16 protein-coding genes are annotated in these 17543 nt (G+C 61.0%); 9 read left to right on the forward strand and 7 right to left on the reverse strand.

Annotated elements, in window-relative coordinates:
- Positions 1–93 precede the first annotated feature (93 nt).
- Positions 94–285, forward strand: coding sequence for a hypothetical protein (locus ACEN83_RS21065; protein WP_007976842.1), 192 nt, complete (start codon positions 94–96; stop codon positions 283–285).
- Here the strand turns inward: ACEN83_RS21065 and ACEN83_RS21070 are convergent.
- On the reverse strand, positions 282–1343 hold the full coding sequence (locus ACEN83_RS21070) for an AI-2E family transporter (protein ID WP_007976839.1): 1062 nt from the start codon (positions 1341–1343) through the stop codon (positions 282–284). The genes ACEN83_RS21065 and ACEN83_RS21070 overlap by 4 nt on opposite strands.
- Positions 1344–1503: 160 nt before the next feature.
- Between ACEN83_RS21070 and trhP the strand changes: the two genes are divergently transcribed.
- Positions 1504–2829, forward strand: coding sequence for a prephenate-dependent tRNA uridine(34) hydroxylase TrhP (gene trhP / locus ACEN83_RS21075; RefSeq protein ID WP_495578310.1), 1326 nt, complete (start codon positions 1504–1506; stop codon positions 2827–2829).
- 103 nt (positions 2830–2932) lie between these two features.
- On the opposite strand, the gene ACEN83_RS21080 is transcribed toward trhP, so the two are convergent.
- Positions 2933–3796: a LysR substrate-binding domain-containing protein gene (locus ACEN83_RS21080; RefSeq protein ID WP_495578311.1), complete on the reverse strand. Its 864-nt coding sequence runs from the start codon at positions 3794–3796 to the stop codon at positions 2933–2935.
- A 96-nt stretch (positions 3797–3892) separates the two neighbouring features.
- Between ACEN83_RS21080 and ACEN83_RS21085 the strand changes: the two genes are divergently transcribed.
- Positions 3893–4804 carry a DMT family transporter gene (locus ACEN83_RS21085; protein ID WP_495578312.1) on the forward strand — a complete coding sequence of 304 codons (912 nt, stop codon included), beginning with the start codon at positions 3893–3895 and terminating at the stop codon, positions 4802–4804.
- 147 nt (positions 4805–4951) lie between these two features.
- Here ACEN83_RS21085 and ACEN83_RS21090 read toward each other — a convergent pair whose 3' ends face one another.
- Entirely contained in the window at positions 4952–5662 is a 711-nt protein-coding gene (locus ACEN83_RS21090) for a FadR/GntR family transcriptional regulator (protein ID WP_428605387.1), read from the reverse strand.
- Positions 5663–5941: 279 nt separating this feature from the next.
- On the opposite strand from ACEN83_RS21090, the gene ACEN83_RS21095 reads away from it, so the two are divergent.
- The 3 genes from ACEN83_RS21095 to ampC all read left to right on the forward strand — a co-directional run bounded on the left by ACEN83_RS21095 (position 5942) and on the right by ampC (position 10110).
- Positions 5942–7288 (forward strand): MFS transporter, encoded by a 1347-nt coding sequence (locus ACEN83_RS21095; protein WP_495578313.1) that lies wholly within the window; start codon positions 5942–5944, stop codon positions 7286–7288.
- Positions 7289–7313: 25 nt separating this feature from the next.
- Complete coding sequence (gene gudD / locus ACEN83_RS21100) at positions 7314–8657, forward strand: glucarate dehydratase (protein WP_428605391.1); 1344 nt, start codon at positions 7314–7316, stop codon at positions 8655–8657.
- A gap of 343 nt (positions 8658–9000) precedes the next feature.
- A complete protein-coding gene (gene ampC / locus ACEN83_RS21105) occupies positions 9001–10110 on the forward strand; it encodes a class C beta-lactamase (RefSeq protein ID WP_495580900.1) in 1110 nt (369 codons plus the stop codon).
- A 187-nt stretch (positions 10111–10297) separates the two neighbouring features.
- On the opposite strand, the gene ACEN83_RS21110 is transcribed toward ampC, so the two are convergent.
- From ACEN83_RS21110 to ACEN83_RS21120, 3 genes are all read right to left on the reverse strand, one after another.
- Positions 10298–10849, reverse strand: a complete 552-nt coding sequence (locus tag ACEN83_RS21110; RefSeq protein ID WP_495578314.1) for a DUF4174 domain-containing protein — start codon at positions 10847–10849, stop codon at positions 10298–10300.
- 247 nt (positions 10850–11096) lie between these two features.
- Positions 11097–11882, reverse strand: coding sequence for a sulfite exporter TauE/SafE family protein (locus ACEN83_RS21115; RefSeq protein WP_007976821.1), 786 nt, complete (start codon positions 11880–11882; stop codon positions 11097–11099).
- 218 nt (positions 11883–12100) lie between these two features.
- On the reverse strand, positions 12101–12850 hold the full coding sequence (locus tag ACEN83_RS21120) for a hypothetical protein (RefSeq protein ID WP_495578315.1): 750 nt from the start codon (positions 12848–12850) through the stop codon (positions 12101–12103).
- Positions 12851–13122: 272 nt separating this feature from the next.
- Between ACEN83_RS21120 and ACEN83_RS21125 the strand changes: the two genes are divergently transcribed.
- Positions 13123–13944 (forward strand): aldo/keto reductase, encoded by an 822-nt coding sequence (locus ACEN83_RS21125; protein ID WP_495578316.1) that lies wholly within the window; start codon positions 13123–13125, stop codon positions 13942–13944.
- Between the two features lie 25 nt (positions 13945–13969).
- Positions 13970–14440: a DUF1810 domain-containing protein gene (locus ACEN83_RS21130; RefSeq protein ID WP_116581565.1), complete on the forward strand. Its 471-nt coding sequence runs from the start codon at positions 13970–13972 to the stop codon at positions 14438–14440.
- Here ACEN83_RS21130 and ACEN83_RS21135 read toward each other — a convergent pair.
- Complete coding sequence (locus tag ACEN83_RS21135) at positions 14405–16765, reverse strand: DNA polymerase II (protein ID WP_495578317.1); 2361 nt, start codon at positions 16763–16765, stop codon at positions 14405–14407. The genes ACEN83_RS21130 and ACEN83_RS21135 overlap by 36 nt on opposite strands.
- Before the next feature lie 331 nt (positions 16766–17096).
- On the opposite strand from ACEN83_RS21135, the gene ACEN83_RS21140 reads away from it, so the two are divergent.
- Positions 17097–17537: a CBS domain-containing protein gene (locus tag ACEN83_RS21140; protein ID WP_007976812.1), complete on the forward strand. Its 441-nt coding sequence runs from the start codon at positions 17097–17099 to the stop codon at positions 17535–17537.
- Positions 17538–17543 lie beyond the last annotated feature (6 nt).

Genomic DNA, 17543 nt, shown 5'->3' on the forward strand with positions numbered 1-17543 from the left:
CGCTGGCATCAATGACCACTATCGAAAGCGTTGATTACTCCTCGAGGCATCCGGACCTTAAAGTAGCTCCACAGATTGATGGAGGTACTTTTCATGTCCCAGGTTCAGATCATGTCCGTTATCGGCAGCGCCGTCCCCGCACAGCTCAGAGAGCTGGGCATGCTCGCCTGCTGGTATCTGGTGCAGGACGGTGTGCAGATCAGCGGCCCGCTCACTTCGCTGCCCGCCGCCCGTGAGCTGTCGCAACGCATCGGCACCGGCCAGTCCGGCAGGTTCAGCGCCTAGGGCAGCTGCACCCGCGGTTTGGTTTCGATGAAAATGTCCCAGCTGGCCATGAACAGGGCCGCGATCAACGGGCCGATGACAAAGCCGTTCAGCCCGAAAATCGCCAGGCCGCCGAGGGTCGAGATCAGGATCATGTAATCCGGCATCCGGGTGTCCTTGCCCACCAGAATCGGTCGAAGCACGTTATCCACCAGGCCGATCACGAAGATCCCGAACAATCCCAGCACCACGCCCTGCCAGATCGCCCCGGTGAGCAGGAAAAACGCGGCCACCGGCACCCAGACAATCCCCGCCCCCACCGCCGGCAACAGCGACAGAAACGCCATCAACACCGCCCAGAGCAATACGCTGGGAATGTCCAGGAACCAGAAAATCAGGCCACCCAGCGCGCCCTGTGTGATCGCCACCAGCAGGTTGCCCTTGACCGTAGCCCGTACCACGCGATTGAACTTGAGCTGCAAACGACGTTTCTGCTGTTCCTCCAACGGCACCGCCGCACGCACCTTGCGCGCCAGTTCCGCGCCGTCGCGCAGGAAGAAGAACAGCAGGTACAGCATGATGAAGAAACTGACGATGAACTCGAACGTGCCCTGGCCAAAAATGAAGGCCTGGGCGGCCAGTTCCTGCCCGCCAGTCATCGCACTCTTGACGATTTTTTCTCGCAAACCGTTCAGCTCGCCCATGCCGAAGCGATCCAGCAGGTGCTGGAAATAGGGCGGCAGGATGTGCTTGAACTGCGCCACGTACCCGGCGATGTCCAGTTCGCCGCTCTCGATGTTCTTGTAGAGCGCGGCCCCCTCCTGGATCAGGAGGATGCTGAGGACTATCACTGGCAGGATCGCAATCAACAGGCAGATGCTCAGCGTGAGCAGTGACGTGAGGTTGCGCTCCCAGCCGAACTTCAGCTGCAGTCGCCGTTGCAGCGGGGCAAAGAGGATGCCGAGGATTACCGCCCAGAACACAGCGCCGTAGAACGGCAGCAGGATCCAGATGAAGGCAATGCTCACCAGGGCCAGAAGGATCGTCAGCGATCTGTCTTTCAGGGTTTCTTCGTTCATATCCGATCCATGCCCGCCGGGACGCAACACTTGGGCCCTGATGTTTAGTCCGCTACGGCTCGCGCGAGTGCCATCTCTTTGTTGACCAGACATGGATCCAGGTCAATAAACGCTCCATGCCGAGCGTTTATCCTGCGCGGCTTTTGCGACCGACACCGCCATGAACCTCACCGCGCCAGAACTGCTCGCCCCCGCCGGCACCCTGAAAAACATGCGTTATGCCTTCGCCTATGGCGCCGATGCCGTGTACGCCGGCCAGCCGCGCTACAGCCTGCGGGTGCGCAACAACGAATTCGACCACGCCAACCTCGCCCTCGGCATTCGCGAGGCCCAGGCGCAGGGCAAGCGCTTCTACGTGGTGGTGAACATTGCGCCGCACAACGCCAAGCTCAAGACCTTCCTCAAGGACCTTGAACCGGTGATCGCCATGGCCCCCGATGCGCTGATCATGTCCGACCCGGGCCTGATCATGCTGGTGCGCCGGCACTACCCGCAGATGCCGGTCCACCTTTCGGTGCAGGCCAATACCGTGAACTGGGCCAGCGTCGAGTTCTGGCAGCAACAGGGCTTGAGCCGGATCATCCTGTCGCGGGAGCTGTCGCTGGAAGAGATCGCCGAGATCCGCGGACAAGTGCCCGCCATGGAACTGGAAGTGTTCGTGCATGGCGCGTTGTGCATGGCCTATTCCGGGCGCTGCCTGCTGTCGGGGTACATGAACAGGCGCGACGCCAATCAGGGCTCCTGCACCAACGCCTGTCGCTGGAAATACACGGCGCAGCCGGCCACGGAAAACCAGTTGGGCGAGATCGTGCAGACATTCGATCCCGAACCGACCCTGGGCATCGGCGCACCCACCGATCAGGTGTTCCTGTTGCAGGAAGCCAATCGTCCCGGCGAACAGATGCCCGCCTTCGAAGACGAACACGGCACGTACATCATGAACGCCAAGGATCTGCGTGCCGTGCAGCACGTCGAACGCCTGACGCAGATGGGCGTGCATTCGCTGAAAATCGAAGGCCGGACCAAATCGCACTTTTATTGCGCGCGCACCACCCAGGTTTATCGCCGGGCCATCGACGACGCCGTGGCGGGCCGGACCTTCGACCGTGGCCTGATGAGCGACCTGGAATCCCTCGCCCAGCGCGGCTACACCGAAGGTTTTCTGCGTCGCCATGTGCATGACGAATACCAGAACTACCAGAACGGCAGCTCAGTGTCGGAACGGCAACAGTTTGTCGGTGAGCTCACCGGGCAGCGCCGGGATCGCCTGGCCGAGGTCAAGGTGAAAAACCGCTTCGGCGTGGGCGACCACATGGAGCTGATGACGCCCAAGGGCAACTTCCACTTCGATCTGCATCAGCTGCAGAACGCCAAGGGTGAAGCGATCGACGTTGCACCGGGGGATGGGCATACGGTGTATTTGCCGATACCGGATGCGGTGGATCTGCAGTTTGGGTTGTTGATGCGAGATATCAACCTGCCGTAATCCCTGTGGGAGCGGGCTTGCTCGCGAAGGCGGTGTGTCAGCCAATATTAACTTTGAATGTGCCGGCCCCTTCGCGAGCAAGCCCGCTCCCACAGGTACTGCGTTACGCAAACTCTTCGCGGAGCATCGCCACGAACGCCTCGCGCGCCGGGTGCACCCCGGCGTTTTCGTGCCAGTAAAACAGGTTGTCGACGGCGGTCAGTTCAGGGAACTCGAACCCCGCGCACCCCGCGCCTTTGGCGTATTGGTCGAAGATCCCCTTGGGCACCAGCGCCACACCGGCCCCGGCACTGACGCAACCGACAATCGCGCCATAACTGGCCAGGCTGACAATCGGCAGTGCCTGCCCCTGTCGCAGCAACCAATGCTCCAGCGCCGCCCGGTACGGACAGCCCTGGGGCCACATGAACACGGTCTGGTCCTGCAAATCGCTGATGTCGCGCAACGGCCCCAGGGATGTCGAGGCGATCAGCAGCAAATCTTCGCGGTACATCGGCGTGCGCTTGAGGTACGAACGCTCGACATCCACCGCCACGATGGCGCCGTCGAGCTTGTGATTGAGCGTGTCATCGAGCAACTGCCCCCAGGCGCCGGTGGTCAGCTCCAGCGCCACCTGCGGGAAACGCTTGTGGAATTTCGCCAGCAGGCGCGGCAACCGCCCGGTGGCCGACGACTCGATGGCGCCGATGCGCAACGGCCCTGAGGGTTCGGCCGAAGGATCGACCGCGCGCTTGGCCTCGGCGGTCAGGGCGAGAATTTTCGAGGCGTAGGCCAGGAAAGTCTGCCCCGACGGGCTGATGCGCAGCCCTCGGCCTTCGCGCAGGAACAGCGCGACACCCAGTTCAGCCTCGAGGGCCTTGATCCGTGCCGTGATGTTGGACGGCACGCAATGTAGCAATTCAGCCGCGCGGGCAATGCTGCCGACGTCGGCCACGGTCTTGAACATGCGAATCTGTGCCAGCTCCATACATCACCCATAGTGAACGATTAGCGCAGTATAAGTCAGTTGTGGCGAACGATAGGCTTTCTGATACTCCGTGCATCAGCCCTCAGGTGCACGACCATGACGCCGCTCACACCCTCCCCCGTTTCACCCTGGAAAATCATTCTGGCCATGGCGTTTGTCGTGGCGTGCTGGGGCTACTCCCCGACCGGCATCCATATCGGCTTGCAGGCCTACGACCCCGTGCACCTGGCCCTGCTGCGCTTCCTGCTGGCCTCCGTGTTCATGGCCGTGGTCGCGGTCATCAAAGGCATTCGCCTGCCCAGCCTGCGAGACTTGCCGCTGATGTTCGGCCTGGGTTTCTTTGCCGTGAGCCTGCATCACGTTGCGATCAACTTCGGGCAGCAGGGTGTCAGCGCTGGCGCTTCGAGCGTCCTGGCCCAGACCACGCCGCTGTTCAGCACATTGATCGCGCGCTTCGTGTTCAAGGATCAGGTGAGCCTGTGGCGCTGGGGTTGTGTGCTGCTCGGGTTGTTTGGCGTGGTGATAGTGGTGGCGGGCGATCATGGCCTGGGCAGCATTGACGCCCACGGCTTGCTGATCCTGCTGGCGGCGGTGTCCTGGAGCCTCTACTTTGCCCTGCAAAAACATCACACCGGGCGTTACGACGGGCTGACGCTGGTGTGCTACACGGTGTGGTCCGGTACGGTGCTGCTGTTGATTTTTCTGCCCGGGCTTGTGGATCAAGTCGCCCTGGCGCCGCTGCGCGTGCAATGGGCGGTGATTGCCCTGGGGATATTCCCCAGTGCCCTGGCGTACCTGGCCTGGGCCTATGTGCTGGCGCATGTCGATTTGAGCCGGGCGACCATGACGCTGTATTTGACACCGCCGACGGCGATGGTGATTGCGTCCTATGCGCTCGGTGAACGGCCGACGTTGATGATCGTGGTCGGCGGGCTGGTGGTGTTGGCGAGTGTGCTGGCGTTGAATCTGGAGCGGCGGGCTGTGGTTGTTCAGGCTGTCAGGGTCTGATTCAGGTTTTTCGCTGTCAGGTCTGGCGCTATCGCGAGCAAGCTCGCTCCCACAGGGTTTCATGGTTGCCGCGGTTCTTGAGCACGACCCAGAACCTGTGGGAGCGTGGCTTGCCCGCGATGAACGATAACGCGGTGTCACTGACCATCAGCTAGCCGAAAACCGGTCACGACTGTTGGTCAGGTGCAACCACATCGCCGCCCGCGCCGCGTCCGGGTCCTGGCGCTTGATGGCATTGAGAATCGCCTCGTGCTCAAGATTGGCCAGCTCACCGAGCTTGCTCAAGTCCACCGCCCCCCGCTCGGCCGCATTGACCCGGGTGCGCGGGATCATGGCGCTGCCCAGGTGCTGCATGATTTCGGTGAAGCAGACATTGCCGGTGGCTTCGGCGATCAGCAGATGAAAACGCCGGTCCGCTTCGACACAGCTGTCGTTGTTGGCCAGCAGGTTTTGATAGTCATCCAGCGCTTCACGCATCTGCGCCAGTTGCAGATCGGTGCGGCGAGTTGCCGCCAGCGCCGCCGCCTGGGTTTCCAGGCCCATGCGCAACTCCAGAATGCTGCGCACCCCCAACGCCGTGTCGACATTCAGCCGCAGCCCCTGCTCCGGTGCGCGCTCGATCACGAACGTGCCAATGCCATGCCGGGTTTCCACCAGCCCCGAGGCCTGCAACTTCGAGATCGCCTCGCGCACCACTGTGCGACTGACCCCGTGTTCCTGAACGATGGTGTTTTCCGACGGCAGCTTGTCGCCGGGCAACATCTGGCCGAGCAGGATGCGCTGGGTCAGTTTCTCCACCAGGTCATGGGCCAGGTTGTGGCTGCGCTTGCGGGCGGGTGCTTCGAGGTCTTCTTGCATGAGGGTGTCCGGAAGTCAGGGCTATCGAATCCTAGCACTGCGTCGGGCGGGAATCCTGAAAAATCTCGCCCAGCTTGTATGACAACACTCAACAATCAGCCCATATTGATCGCTCATAAAGCCGCTCGCCACCATCAATAGAATAAAATTCCTCCACAATTGCACCATTTCATTGGACAAAGGCGGTTGCAAGATCAAAAAACCTAGTTGTATGATGTCTATCAACAACGCAGTACCCAGCTTCACCCCGCATAAAAATAACGAGTGGGAGAACACGCAGTGAATACATCCGTCTCCGGGATGCACGACGACGCCAATTCAGCGCTGAAGTCCGCCATCGCCAAAGTCAAACGTCACGTCTTGCCACTGTTCGTCATCATGTTCATCGTCAATTACATTGATCGAGTGAACATCGGTTTCGTCCGCGCCCACATGGAACACGACCTGGGCATTGGCGCGGCCGCCTACGGCCTCGGCGCCGGTCTGTTCTTCATCGGTTATGCGCTGTTCGAAGTGCCCTCCAACATCCTTCTGCAAAAAGTCGGTGCCCGCATCTGGCTGACGCGAATCATGCTGACCTGGGGCCTGGTCGCCGCGGGCATGGCGTTCATCCAGAACGAAACCCACTTCTATATCCTTCGATTTCTGCTGGGCGTGGCCGAGGCCGGGTTCTTCCCCGGGGTGATCTACTACTTCACCCGCTGGTTGCCTGGGGTGGAGCGCGGCAAGGCGATTGCCATCTTCCTCAGTGGCTCGGCGATTGCCTCGCTGATCTCCGGTCCCCTGTCCGGTTTGCTGTTGCAAATCAGCGGACTCGGCATGCATGGCTGGCAATGGATGTACTTCATCGAAGGCATGTTCTCGGTGGGTCTTTGTGTTTTTGTCTGGTTCTGGCTCGATTCCAAACCCCACGATGCCAAATGGCTGAACCGCGACGAGCAGGACGCACTGGTCAAGGCCATCGACGACGAACAACTGGCCCGCGAAGCCGCCACACCGGTCAAGCCGTCACTGGGCAAGCTGCTCAAGGACCGGCAGATCATCCTGTTCTGCGTGATCTACTTCTTTATCCAACTGACCATCTACGCCGCGACCTTCTGGCTGCCGAGCATCATCAAGAAGATGGGCGACCTCAGCGACTTCCAGGTCGGAATGTTCAACTCGATTCCGTGGCTGCTGTCGATTGTCGGCATGTATGCCTTTGCCTCGTTGTCGGCCAAGTGGAAGCATCAGCAAGCCTGGGTCGCCGCGGCCCTGCTGATTGCCGCTGCCGGGATGTTCATGTCCACCACCGGCGGGCCGGTCTTCGCCTTCGTCGCGATCTGCTTTGCGGCGCTGGGTTTCAAATCGGCCTCGTCGCTGTTCTGGCCGATTCCCCAGGCTTACCTGGACGCACGCATCGCCGCCGGCGTCATCGCGCTGATCAACTCGGTGGGCAACCTCGGCGGCTTCGTCGCGCCGACCACCTTCGGTCTGCTGGAGGAGCGCACCGGTACCATCCAGGGCGGACTCTACGGCTTGGCCGCGACCTCGATCATCGCCGCGATCATCGTCTTTGCCGCACGCAACAAACCCAAGGTCACCCCCGTCACCGCACCGGGCAAACCAGCGCCCCACCACGCCTGAATCATTGGTTTAAAAGGATAACGACATGACCGCACACGACATCGCCAAAGCCCCGATCATCACCAGCATGCAGGTTGTTCCGGTGGCCGGCCACGACGGCATGCTGCTCAATCTCAGCGGCGCCCACGGCCCGTTTTTCACCCGCAATATCGTGATCCTCAAGGACAACGCCGGCCACACCGGCGTCGGCGAAGTGCCGGGTGGCGAACGCATTCGCCAGACCCTGGAAGACGCCCGCAGCCTGGTGGTCGGCAGCCCGATCGGCACCTACCAGAAGATTCTCAACCAGGTACGCCAGACCTTCGCCGACCGCGATGCCGGCGGTCGCGGATTGCAGACCTTCGACCTGCGCATCACCATCCACGCCGTCACCGGCCTGGAAGCCGCGCTGCTCGACCTGCTCGGCCAGCACCTGGACGTGCCGGTCGCCGCCCTGCTCGGTGAAGGCCAGCAGCGCGATGAAGTGAAGATGCTTGGCTATCTGTTTTATGTCGGTGATCGCAACGAAACAGACCTCGCCTACCGCAGCGAGCCAGACGCCGACAACGACTGGTTCCGCGTACGTCACGAAAAAGCCATGACCGCCGAAGCGGTGGTGCGCCTGGCCGAGGCGGCGCACGCGCGTTATGGCTTCAAGGACTTCAAGCTCAAGGGCGGCGTGCTCAGCGGCGACGCCGAAATCGAAGCGGTCACGGCCCTCGCCGAACGCTTCCCCGATGCGCGCATCACCCTTGACCCGAATGGTGCCTGGTCACTGAAGGAAGCCATCCGCCTGTGCCGCGATCAGCACCGCGTGCTGGCCTACGCCGAAGACCCGTGCGGGGCGGAAAACGGTTACTCGGGACGCGAAGTCATGGCTGAATTCCGCCGGGCCACGGGGCTGAAAACCGCAACCAACATGATCGCCACCGACTGGCGGGAGATGGGCCACGCGATCCAGTTGCAGTCGGTCGACATTCCCCTGGCCGACCCGCACTTCTGGACCATGCAGGGTTCGGTGCGCGTGGCGCAGATGTGCCACGAATGGGGCCTCACCTGGGGTTCGCACTCCAACAACCACTTCGACATTTCCCTGGCGATGTTCACCCATGTCGCGGCGGCCGCGCCGGGCGAGATCACTGCCATCGACACCCACTGGATCTGGCAGGACGGCCAGCGCCTGACCAAGGCCCCGCTGCAAATCGTCGGCGGCTGCGTGCAGGTGCCGCAGAAACCGGGGCTGGGGGTCGAGCTGGACATGGATCAGGTCGCCAAAGCTCATGAACTGTACAAAGGCATGGGCCTGGGGGCGCGGGATGACAGCGTGGCCATGCAGTTTTTGATTCCGGGCTGGACGTTCGACAACAAGCGGCCGTGCCTGGTGCGTTGAAACGCCCAGTGGGTTGAATCGCCAAGTGAGTTGATTCAAGGGTTGCGCGTGGCCGCCTGTTGGCGGCCGCTTTAAAAAGGTTCATCACGTAATTCCGGGAAACTGTAGGAGCTGCCGAAGGCTGCGATCTTTTGATCTTGATCTTCAGAAATTTCCAGATCGCAAAAGCAAGATCAAAAGATCGCAGCCTTCGGCAGCTCCTACAGAAATTTCGTAATCTGTGCCGTGAAGAACCTTTTAAAAAAGCGCTCGGAGCCTAGCTCCTAACCCCCTAAAATGGCGCGCAACTGAATCAACGACGGATGAAACCCACATGGACAGGCTGAAAACCATCGCCGCCGGCATGGCACTATTTGCCGCAGGCCAGTGCGTGGCACAGGATCAGATCGAGACGCTGGTGAACGCCGCCGTACAACCGGTGATGCAGGCCGAAGGTATCCACGGCATGGCCGTAGCGGTCACCGTCAACGGCCAACCGCACTACTTCAACTATGGCGTCGCCTCGAAGGAAACCGGCACCCCCGTCACACAGGACACCCTGTTCGAAATCGGCTCGGTCAGCAAAACCTTCACCGCCACCCTCGCCGCCTACGCCCAGGCTACGGGCAAGCTGTCACTGTCGGACAAGGCCAGCCAGGTCCTGCCGGCCTTGCGCGGCAGCGCTTTCGACCACATCAGCGTGCTGCAACTGGGCACCTACAGCGCCGGCGGCCTGCCGCTGCAATTTCCTGCCGAATCTGATTCGGCCGACAAAATGCTCGGCTACTACAAACAATGGAAACCGCTCTACGCCCCCGGCACCCACCGACTGTACTCGAACCCCAGCCTCGGCCTGTTCGGCTACCTCGCCGCCCACAGCATGGGCCAGCCGTTCGATGACCTGATGGAGAAAACCCTGCTGCCGAAACTGGGCCTCAAGCACACCTATGTGCATGTACCGCAGGACCAGATGGCGCTGTACGCCCAGGGCTACAACAAGGACGGCAAGCCGGTGCGGGTCACTCCGGGCGCACTGGATTCAGAGGCGTACGGGGTGAAAACCAGCGCCTCTGACTTGCTGGCCTACGTCGACGCCAACATGAAGCCGGCGCATCTGGACAAGCCCTTGCAGCAAGCCATCGCCTTGACCCATAGCGCCTACTACAGCGTTGGCGACATGACCCAGGGCCTGGGCTGGGAGATGTATCGCTACCCGATCACACTGGATCGCTTGCTCGAAGGCAACTCCACGCCGATGGCCATGCAGGCCCATGAAGTCCAGTGGCTGAACCCGCCGCAAGCGCAGCCGCAAAACGTACTGATCAACAAGACAGGCTCAACCGGTGGCTTTGGCGCTTACGTGGCGTACGTGCCATCGAAGGAGATCGGCATTGTGATGCTGGCCAACAAGAACTTCCCGAATGCGCAGCGGGTCAGGATTGCGCATCAGATTTTGAGTGCGCTTGCCCAATAAGTCTGGTTCGCGCTCCCAGAGAAAAAACTGGAGGTTGATACTGATCAGTTAACACACGAAACCTGTGGGAGCGAGCTTGCTCGCGATGGCGTCGTAACAGTCAATATAACTGTTGAATGTCAGACCCCCATCGCGAGCAAGCTCGCTCCCACAAGTTAATTGCTTACCACCAGGATTCAGGGCCGAATCAATCATCCGGCATTTCCGGCGGCTTGGCGGGCTTCGCCGGTTTGCTGTTTTTCCCGGGCTTGGCGCCTTTGGCCGCCGGCTCGGCTTCAGCGACGGGAGCGGCCACTGTCGCGGTAAATTCTTTCTCGGCCGCCGGCAGTTGATCGACTGCGCTGAAGATCTCGTCCAGCTTGATGGTGTCCGATTGTTCCAGTTTCTTTTCGCCGTCCTTGCCGACCAGAATCACCTTGGTCTTGGCGCCGGCACCCAGCTTGAGCGAGCGGATCAGCGCCGCCGTGTCCTGTGGCCCGAGGTCTTTGCCGTCGCGCTGGCCCATCAGGTTGAGCACGGTGTAGAGCACCATGTTGCGGTCGGTGAAACCCTTGCCGTTGGCTGGTTCATCCAGCGACTTTTTCAGGCTGACCCAGGTCGGATCCACAGTGCTTGGAGCGATGACAATCAGTGGTCGTGCCCTGCCCTTGTCCATGTCCAGCGGTGAGTCGCCATCGGCGGCGAACGAGGTGCCGGCAATCGCCAGCAAGATAGCCATGGTCAGTGACCTGATGAGCATGCGCATCTCCTTTTTGATATCCACGCTCTAATGATTGCGCATCGCGGCGATTGTTCCGGGTGACGTACCGCAAATTTTTTCGCCTTGTCCCAAGCTTAGGTCAGGGCGGTCATTGCGCAACAACTCGGGGTCATCTCAGGACTTACAAAGTTCAAGGCAGATCAAGGATCAAGCGGGTCGCAAGGGGTGCCCGGACAGGCACCGACTGGGCATTGCCCCGCGAAGGAGGTCGGCGTAACGAATTGAATCAGAACGCCAGCTTGTAGCCGATCAGCAACAGCATGGTCGCCAGGCAAGGGCGCAGCAGTTCGTCGGAGATGCGCCCGGTCAGGTGGCTGCCCAGGTAAATCCCCGGCAACGAACCCACCAGCAAGTAACCCAGGACGTGCCAGTCCATGTTGCCCATGCTCGCATGGCCGAGGCCGGCGACCAGGGTCAGCGGTACGGCGTGGGCGATTTCAGTGCCGACCAGACGGCGGGTCGGCAGCATCGGATAGAGAATGAACAGGGCCACGGTGCCCAGTGCACCGGCACCGATGGACGTCAGTGCGACCATGGTGCCGAGGACCAGGCCTGTGATGACTGTCAGGACATTGAGGCGCGAGCCGCTGGGGTTGTAGTGGCCGCCAGCACGTTTGTGGGCGAAATCCAGCAGACGCTTCTTGAACAGGATCGCCAGTGCCGTGGCGAACAACACAAAGCCGAGGGCCTGCTTGATGATCGCGTTCATCGCATCGGGGCTGGAGTGCAGGCTGCTCAGGAACCACAACGTCAGTGCCACCGCCGGCACGCTGCCAAGGGTCAGCCAACCGGTAATCGCCCAGTCGATGTTGTTGTTCTTTCGGTGAACCAGTACGCCGCTGGACTTGGTGATCGCCGCGTAGAGCAGATCGGTACCGACCGCCGTCGCCGGGTTGATACCGAACCACAGCAGGATCGGGGTCATGAGCGACCCGCCACCGACGCCAGTCATGCCGACAATAAAGCCAACCACCAACCCGGCCACGACCAACCCGATGTTCACTAAATCCATTGATACGTCCACAAAGATCGCAGGGGAAATCTGGCCCGCAGCATAGCGATATTTCTTATAACCAGTTATATCGATGCGATCTATCTTTATTCCGGAACCACCACCCCTCCTGTGGGAGCGGGCTTGCTCGCGAAGGCGTAGTGTCAGGCAACATTAATATTGACTGACCCACCGCCTTCGCGAGCAAGCCCGCTCCCACAGGGGAATATGTGTCGTGCTCACTGCACCGGCAGGAAATTCAGGAACAGCAGGCTCTGGGCGTAGTTGAGGCCGATGCGTCGGTAGCGCTCGTCGAGCATCTGGGTCAGCAGGTCCAGCCGGGCGACGATCTTGCCGAACTCGACGGCAAAGCTCAGGTTGCTGCCCTCCTCCGAGATTTCGTTGGAAAACAGCAGGGGTTGGCCTTGCTTGTCTTGTCGCTGGCTGAGGATCCAGGTGGCAATCTCGATGTTGCGTGCGGCATTGCTGACGAATACCGGGTTGATCGTATCGGTCATGTAGAACTCGGTGCGATTGCCATGGGCGGTCACCAGCATGCTGCCGATGGCATAGATGAACGCCCCGACCCGATCGCCGAGAAACTCCGGGCTCATGGCAAAACGCAGGGCCGCCAGGTCCTTTTTGCCGCCCAGGGTCGGTAATGGCTGCTGCTGTTCAATGGCCAGGCGCACTTGCTTGCCGGCCGTACGGGCATCGAGGAAACCGGACTTTTTCAGCTCATCGGGGTTGCGCAGGTAGAGCTTGCCCATGAGCAGGTAAAGGCTGTCGAGGTTGTCGCGCATGGTCAGGGTGGCCATGCGGTCGACACTGGTCTGCAGGAACTCCTGAGGCTGGCCTTCGCGCATCTGGGTGAAGATGTCGCCGCCCTGCTGCGGGCTGCAACCGGTGACGAAGAACATCGACAGACCTGCCAGCAGCAGGCAATGACGGCGGATTTTTGTACTGATCGCAGGTGAAACTCGAGCCATGGGTTGTTGAACTTGGGCATGGGCCGACGGTGGGGATCGCCGCAGGCTGCCATGGATAGAGCCGGACATTTCGAAAAAGTGCAGTATCGGGCGACACCAATCGATCACTGGCAGGGGAATGTTCATAGAAAAAACGGATCAGAACATCATGAAACGGTCCACACTCCCCGTAGGAGCTGCCGCAGGCTGCGATCTTTTGATCTTGAACAATTAAAATCAAAAGATCGCAGCCTGCGGCAGCTCCTACATCACCGAACACACAGGAGGTTTGCATGCGCACGCTTCAATTGGCTGGCGCCCAGGTGCCCGTCATTGGCCAGGGTACCTGGCAGATGGGCGAGGACCACTCACGGCACAGGGAAGAAGTCGCGGCACTGCGCCTGGGCATCGAACTGGGCATGACCCTGATCGACACCGCTGAAATGTACGCCGAAGGCGGCGCCGAGGAAGTGGTCCGCGATGCCATCGCCGGCCAGCGCGACAGCGTCTTCGTGGTGAGCAAGGTGTACCCGCACAACGCCAGCCGCCAGGGCATTCCTCAGGCATGCGAGCGCAGCCTGCGCAGGCTCGGCACCGATTACATCGATCTGTATCTGCTGCACTGGCGCGGCCAGTTTCCACTGGAGGAAACCGTCGACGCCTTCGAGCGCCTGCGCGAAGCCGGCAAGATCGGGCGTTGGGGTGTGTCCAATTTCGACCTCGACGACCTGCTGGAACTGGACGCCCCGGCCTGCGCCACCAATCAGGTGCTCTACAATCTGGAGCAGCGCGGCATAGAATTTGACTTGTTACCCTGGAGCCAACAGCAACGGCTGCCGGTCATGGCTTACTGCCCGATCGGCCAGGGTGGAAAAATGCTCGCCAATGCCACGCTCAAGCAGGTGGCCGCCCGGCACGGCGTGACGCCAGCACAGGTGGCGCTGGCATGGATAATGCGCCAGGACGGCATGATCGCCATCCCCAAAGCGGTCCGGCCCGAACATGTGCGACTCAATGCCCAAGCCGCCACACTGCAACTTGAACCCGGGGATCTGGAGGCGCTGGACCACGCGTTTCATGCGCCACAACGCAAACAGCGGCTGGCCATGGTCTGAGCCAACGCAGTCAGAGAGCTTCGCCATGAGAAGCACCGACCACCTGGACCCGTTCAATCTGCAACGCTTTCTCCAGGCTCAGGACCCGGTATTCGACCGGGTTCAAGACGAGCTGAACAACGGACACAAGCGCAGCCACTGGATGTGGTTCATTTTTCCGCAGTTTGCCGGGCTCGGCGGCAGCGAGATGTCGCGCCGCTTTGCCATCCGCTCGCGAGAGGAGGCCCTGGCCTACCTTGAACATCCGTTGCTCGGCGCCCGCCTGCGCACCTGCACCCAGGAAGTGCTGAACATCCGGGAGCGCTCGGTGGCCGGGATTTTCGGTCATCCCGACGACCTGAAATTTCATTCCTCGATGACCCTGTTCGCCCAGGTCGATGCCGCCGACAGCCTTTTCCAGCAAGCCTTGAACCAGTACTTCCACGGCATCCTGGATGACTGGACCTTGTCGCTGATGGACTCAAAACAGGCCCAGTTGCCCCCCAATCAGGGTTGAGAAGTCGTCGTCGACAAACGGCAGTATCGCGTCCGCCACCGGTTGCAGTTGTCGGGTGATGTAGTGGTCGTAATCGATGGGCGCGCTGCGCACTTCCAGCGGTTCGGGGCCGGCGACGGTGATCACGTAGCTGATCCAGCCGCCGTTCTGGTATTGCCGCGGGCGACCCTGGCTGTCGTTGTACTCATCGGCCAGGCGCGCCGCGCGTACGTGGGGCGGGACGTTACGCTGATAGTCATCGAGGGTGCGGCGCAGGCGTTTGCGATAAACCAGCCGGTCATCGAACTCGCCGGCCAGGGTCTTGCGCACGTAGTCACGCACGTAATCCTGATAGGGCTTGCGCAGGAAGATCCGCGAATACAGCTCTTGCTGGAATTGCCGGGCCAGCGGCGACCAGTCGGTGCGCACGGTTTCCAGGCCCTTGTAGACCATTTCGTCGCTGCCATCGGCGCGGGTCACCAGTCCGGCGTAGCGCTTTTTGCTGCCCTCTTCGGCACCGCGAATGGTCGGCATCAAAAAGCGCTTGTAGTGGGTCTCGAACTGCAGTTCGAGAACGCTTTGCAAGCCATATTCCTGCTGCACATGCTCGCGCCACCACTGATTGACGTGTGCCACCAGCGCCTGGCCGATCTGCGCCGCCTCCTGCTGGCCGTGGGCGCGACGCAGCCAGACGAACGTCGAATCGGTGTCGCCGTAAATCACCGCATGCCCCTGGGCCTCGATCAACTGGCGGGTGCGTAGCATGATCTCGTGCCCGCGCAAGGTGATGGACGATGCCAGGCGCGTGTCGAAGAAGCGACAACCGCTGGAGCCGAGCACCCCATAGAACGCGTTCATGATGATTTTCAGCGCCTGTGACAGCGGTGCGTTGTGTTCGCGCTTGGCGGTTTCCCGGCCTTCGGCGACCCGGGCGACGATGGAGGGCAGGCAATGCCGGGTGCGAGAAAAGCGTGCGCCTCGAAAGCCCGGCACCGACTCGCTATCGTCCGGGTGCCTGAGCCCTTCTATCAGCCCCACGGGGTCGATCAGGAAGGTGCGGATGATCGACGGATAGAGGCTCTTGTAGTCGAGCACCAGCACCGATTCGTACAGCCCCGGTTGCGAATCCATGACGAAACCGCCCGGGCTGGCTTGAGGTGGCTTGCCACCGAGGTTCGGCGCAACGAAACCCTGACGGTGCATCAGCGGCATGTACAGGTGGGTGAACGCCGCCACCGAACCGCCCATGCGATCGGCCGGCAGACCGGTGACGCTGGCCCGCTCCAGCAGGAAGGTGAGCAACTCGGTCTTGGCGAAAATCCGCGTGACCAATTCGCAATCCTTGAGGTTGTATTTGGCCAGCGCCGGTTTGTCCTCGGCGAACATGCGATTGATTTCGTCCATGCGCTGGTACGGGTTGTCGATGGACTTGCCCTCGCCGAGCAAGGTTTGCGCGACGTTTTCCAGGCTGAACGAGGGAAAGCTCCAGGTCGCCGAACGCAGGGCCTCGATACCGTCGATGATCAGGCGGCCAGCGGCTGAAGCGAAGTAGTGGTTGCCATTGCCATGTTCGCGCCACTGCATTTCCTCGCCACCACGCCCCAGTTTCAACGGCACCGCCAGGCGCCGGGCGTGTTCGTGAAGCACCCGCAAGTCGAACTGCACGACGTTCCAGCCGATGATCGCGTCGGGGTCGAACCGGGCAAACCAGTCGTTGAGTTTTTTCAGCAACAGGGTCCGCGAATCGCAGTACTCGAGCTGGAAATCCACCAGGCTATCGTCGCCATTGGGCGCGCCGAGCATGTACACCTGACGCTCGCCGCAGCCTTCCAGGGCAATCGAATACAACTCGCCCTGGGCCGTGGTCTCGATGTCCAGGGACACCAGTTTCAAGCTCGGCCGATAGTCGGGATCGGGCTTCATCTGTGCGTCGAGCAGCAGGCCCTCGGCATTCGGCGTGCCACTGAAGCGCACCGGTGCGGTGATGAAGCGCTCCATCATGTAGCGTTCCGGCGGGCGCACGTCGGCTTCGAACACGTCGACACCGGCTCGGCGCAATGCGGTTTCCAGGCGCATCAACTGGCCATGTTGCCGGCAGTAGAGACCGAGGACCGGGCGATGGTCGAAATCCTGCAGGCTCAGGGGCTTGAGCTCGACGTTCTTCTCGTCATGCAAGACGCTTTCGGCCTGCAGACGCTGCGCAGCCGGGATGAACGCCACCGAGGGCTGCAAAGGCAGGCGGATGCGCCGGGGACCGCTGTCGGTCGCCAGCCAGAACTCGACTTCCGTACCGGCCGGAGTGTCGCGCCAATGCCGGGTCAGGACGAAGCCCTGCTGTAGATCCACCACTGCAAACCTCAACGTTGATTCAGAGGGGGATTCTACCTGTCATCGGCAGGGATAGCGCGTTTGCCGCAGGCCTGTCAGGCAGACACCGAACCTGTGGGAGCGGGCTTGCTCGCGAAGGGGCCAGCACAGTCAACATCTTTGCTGGCTGACAGTCCGCTTTCGCGAGCAAGCCCGCTCCCACAGGTGGTTCGTTGGCCTGAAATAAGGGGTTTACCGAAGAAAAACCGCCGAATGACGTTTTTTGCGTGTTATCTGCCGCTTTCGCCCTTGCCCTGAGCGCCTGCGTCTACGATTCTTCAAGGACAACGACAACACCCGAGTAACCACCATGAAAACCGTCGCCCAACTGCTCAAGCTCAAAGATCAGAAGAATCAGGAAGTGCACCAGATCAAACCCGATCACATGGTGCTCGAAGCGCTGATGAAGATGGCCGAGAAAAACGTCGGCGCCTTGCTGGTGGTGGAGAATGATGAAGTGCTGGGCATCATCAGCGAACGGGACTATGCGCGCAAACTGGTGCTGCACGGCCGCTCCTCGGTGGGCACGCCCGTGCGCGACATCATGGTGTCACCGGTGATTACCGTCGACACCCATCAAACCGTGGATACCTGCCTGGGCATCATGTCCGATAGACGCCTGCGTCACTTGCCGGTGGTCGAAGGCGGCAAATTGATCGGCCTGCTGTCGATCGGTGACCTGGTCAAGGAAGCGATTGCCGAACAGGCGGAGCTGATTCGCCAGCTGGAGCAGTACATTCGCGGGGAATAATCGACA

It is taken from the genome of Pseudomonas sp. Pseusp49 (genome assembly GCF_059491875.1).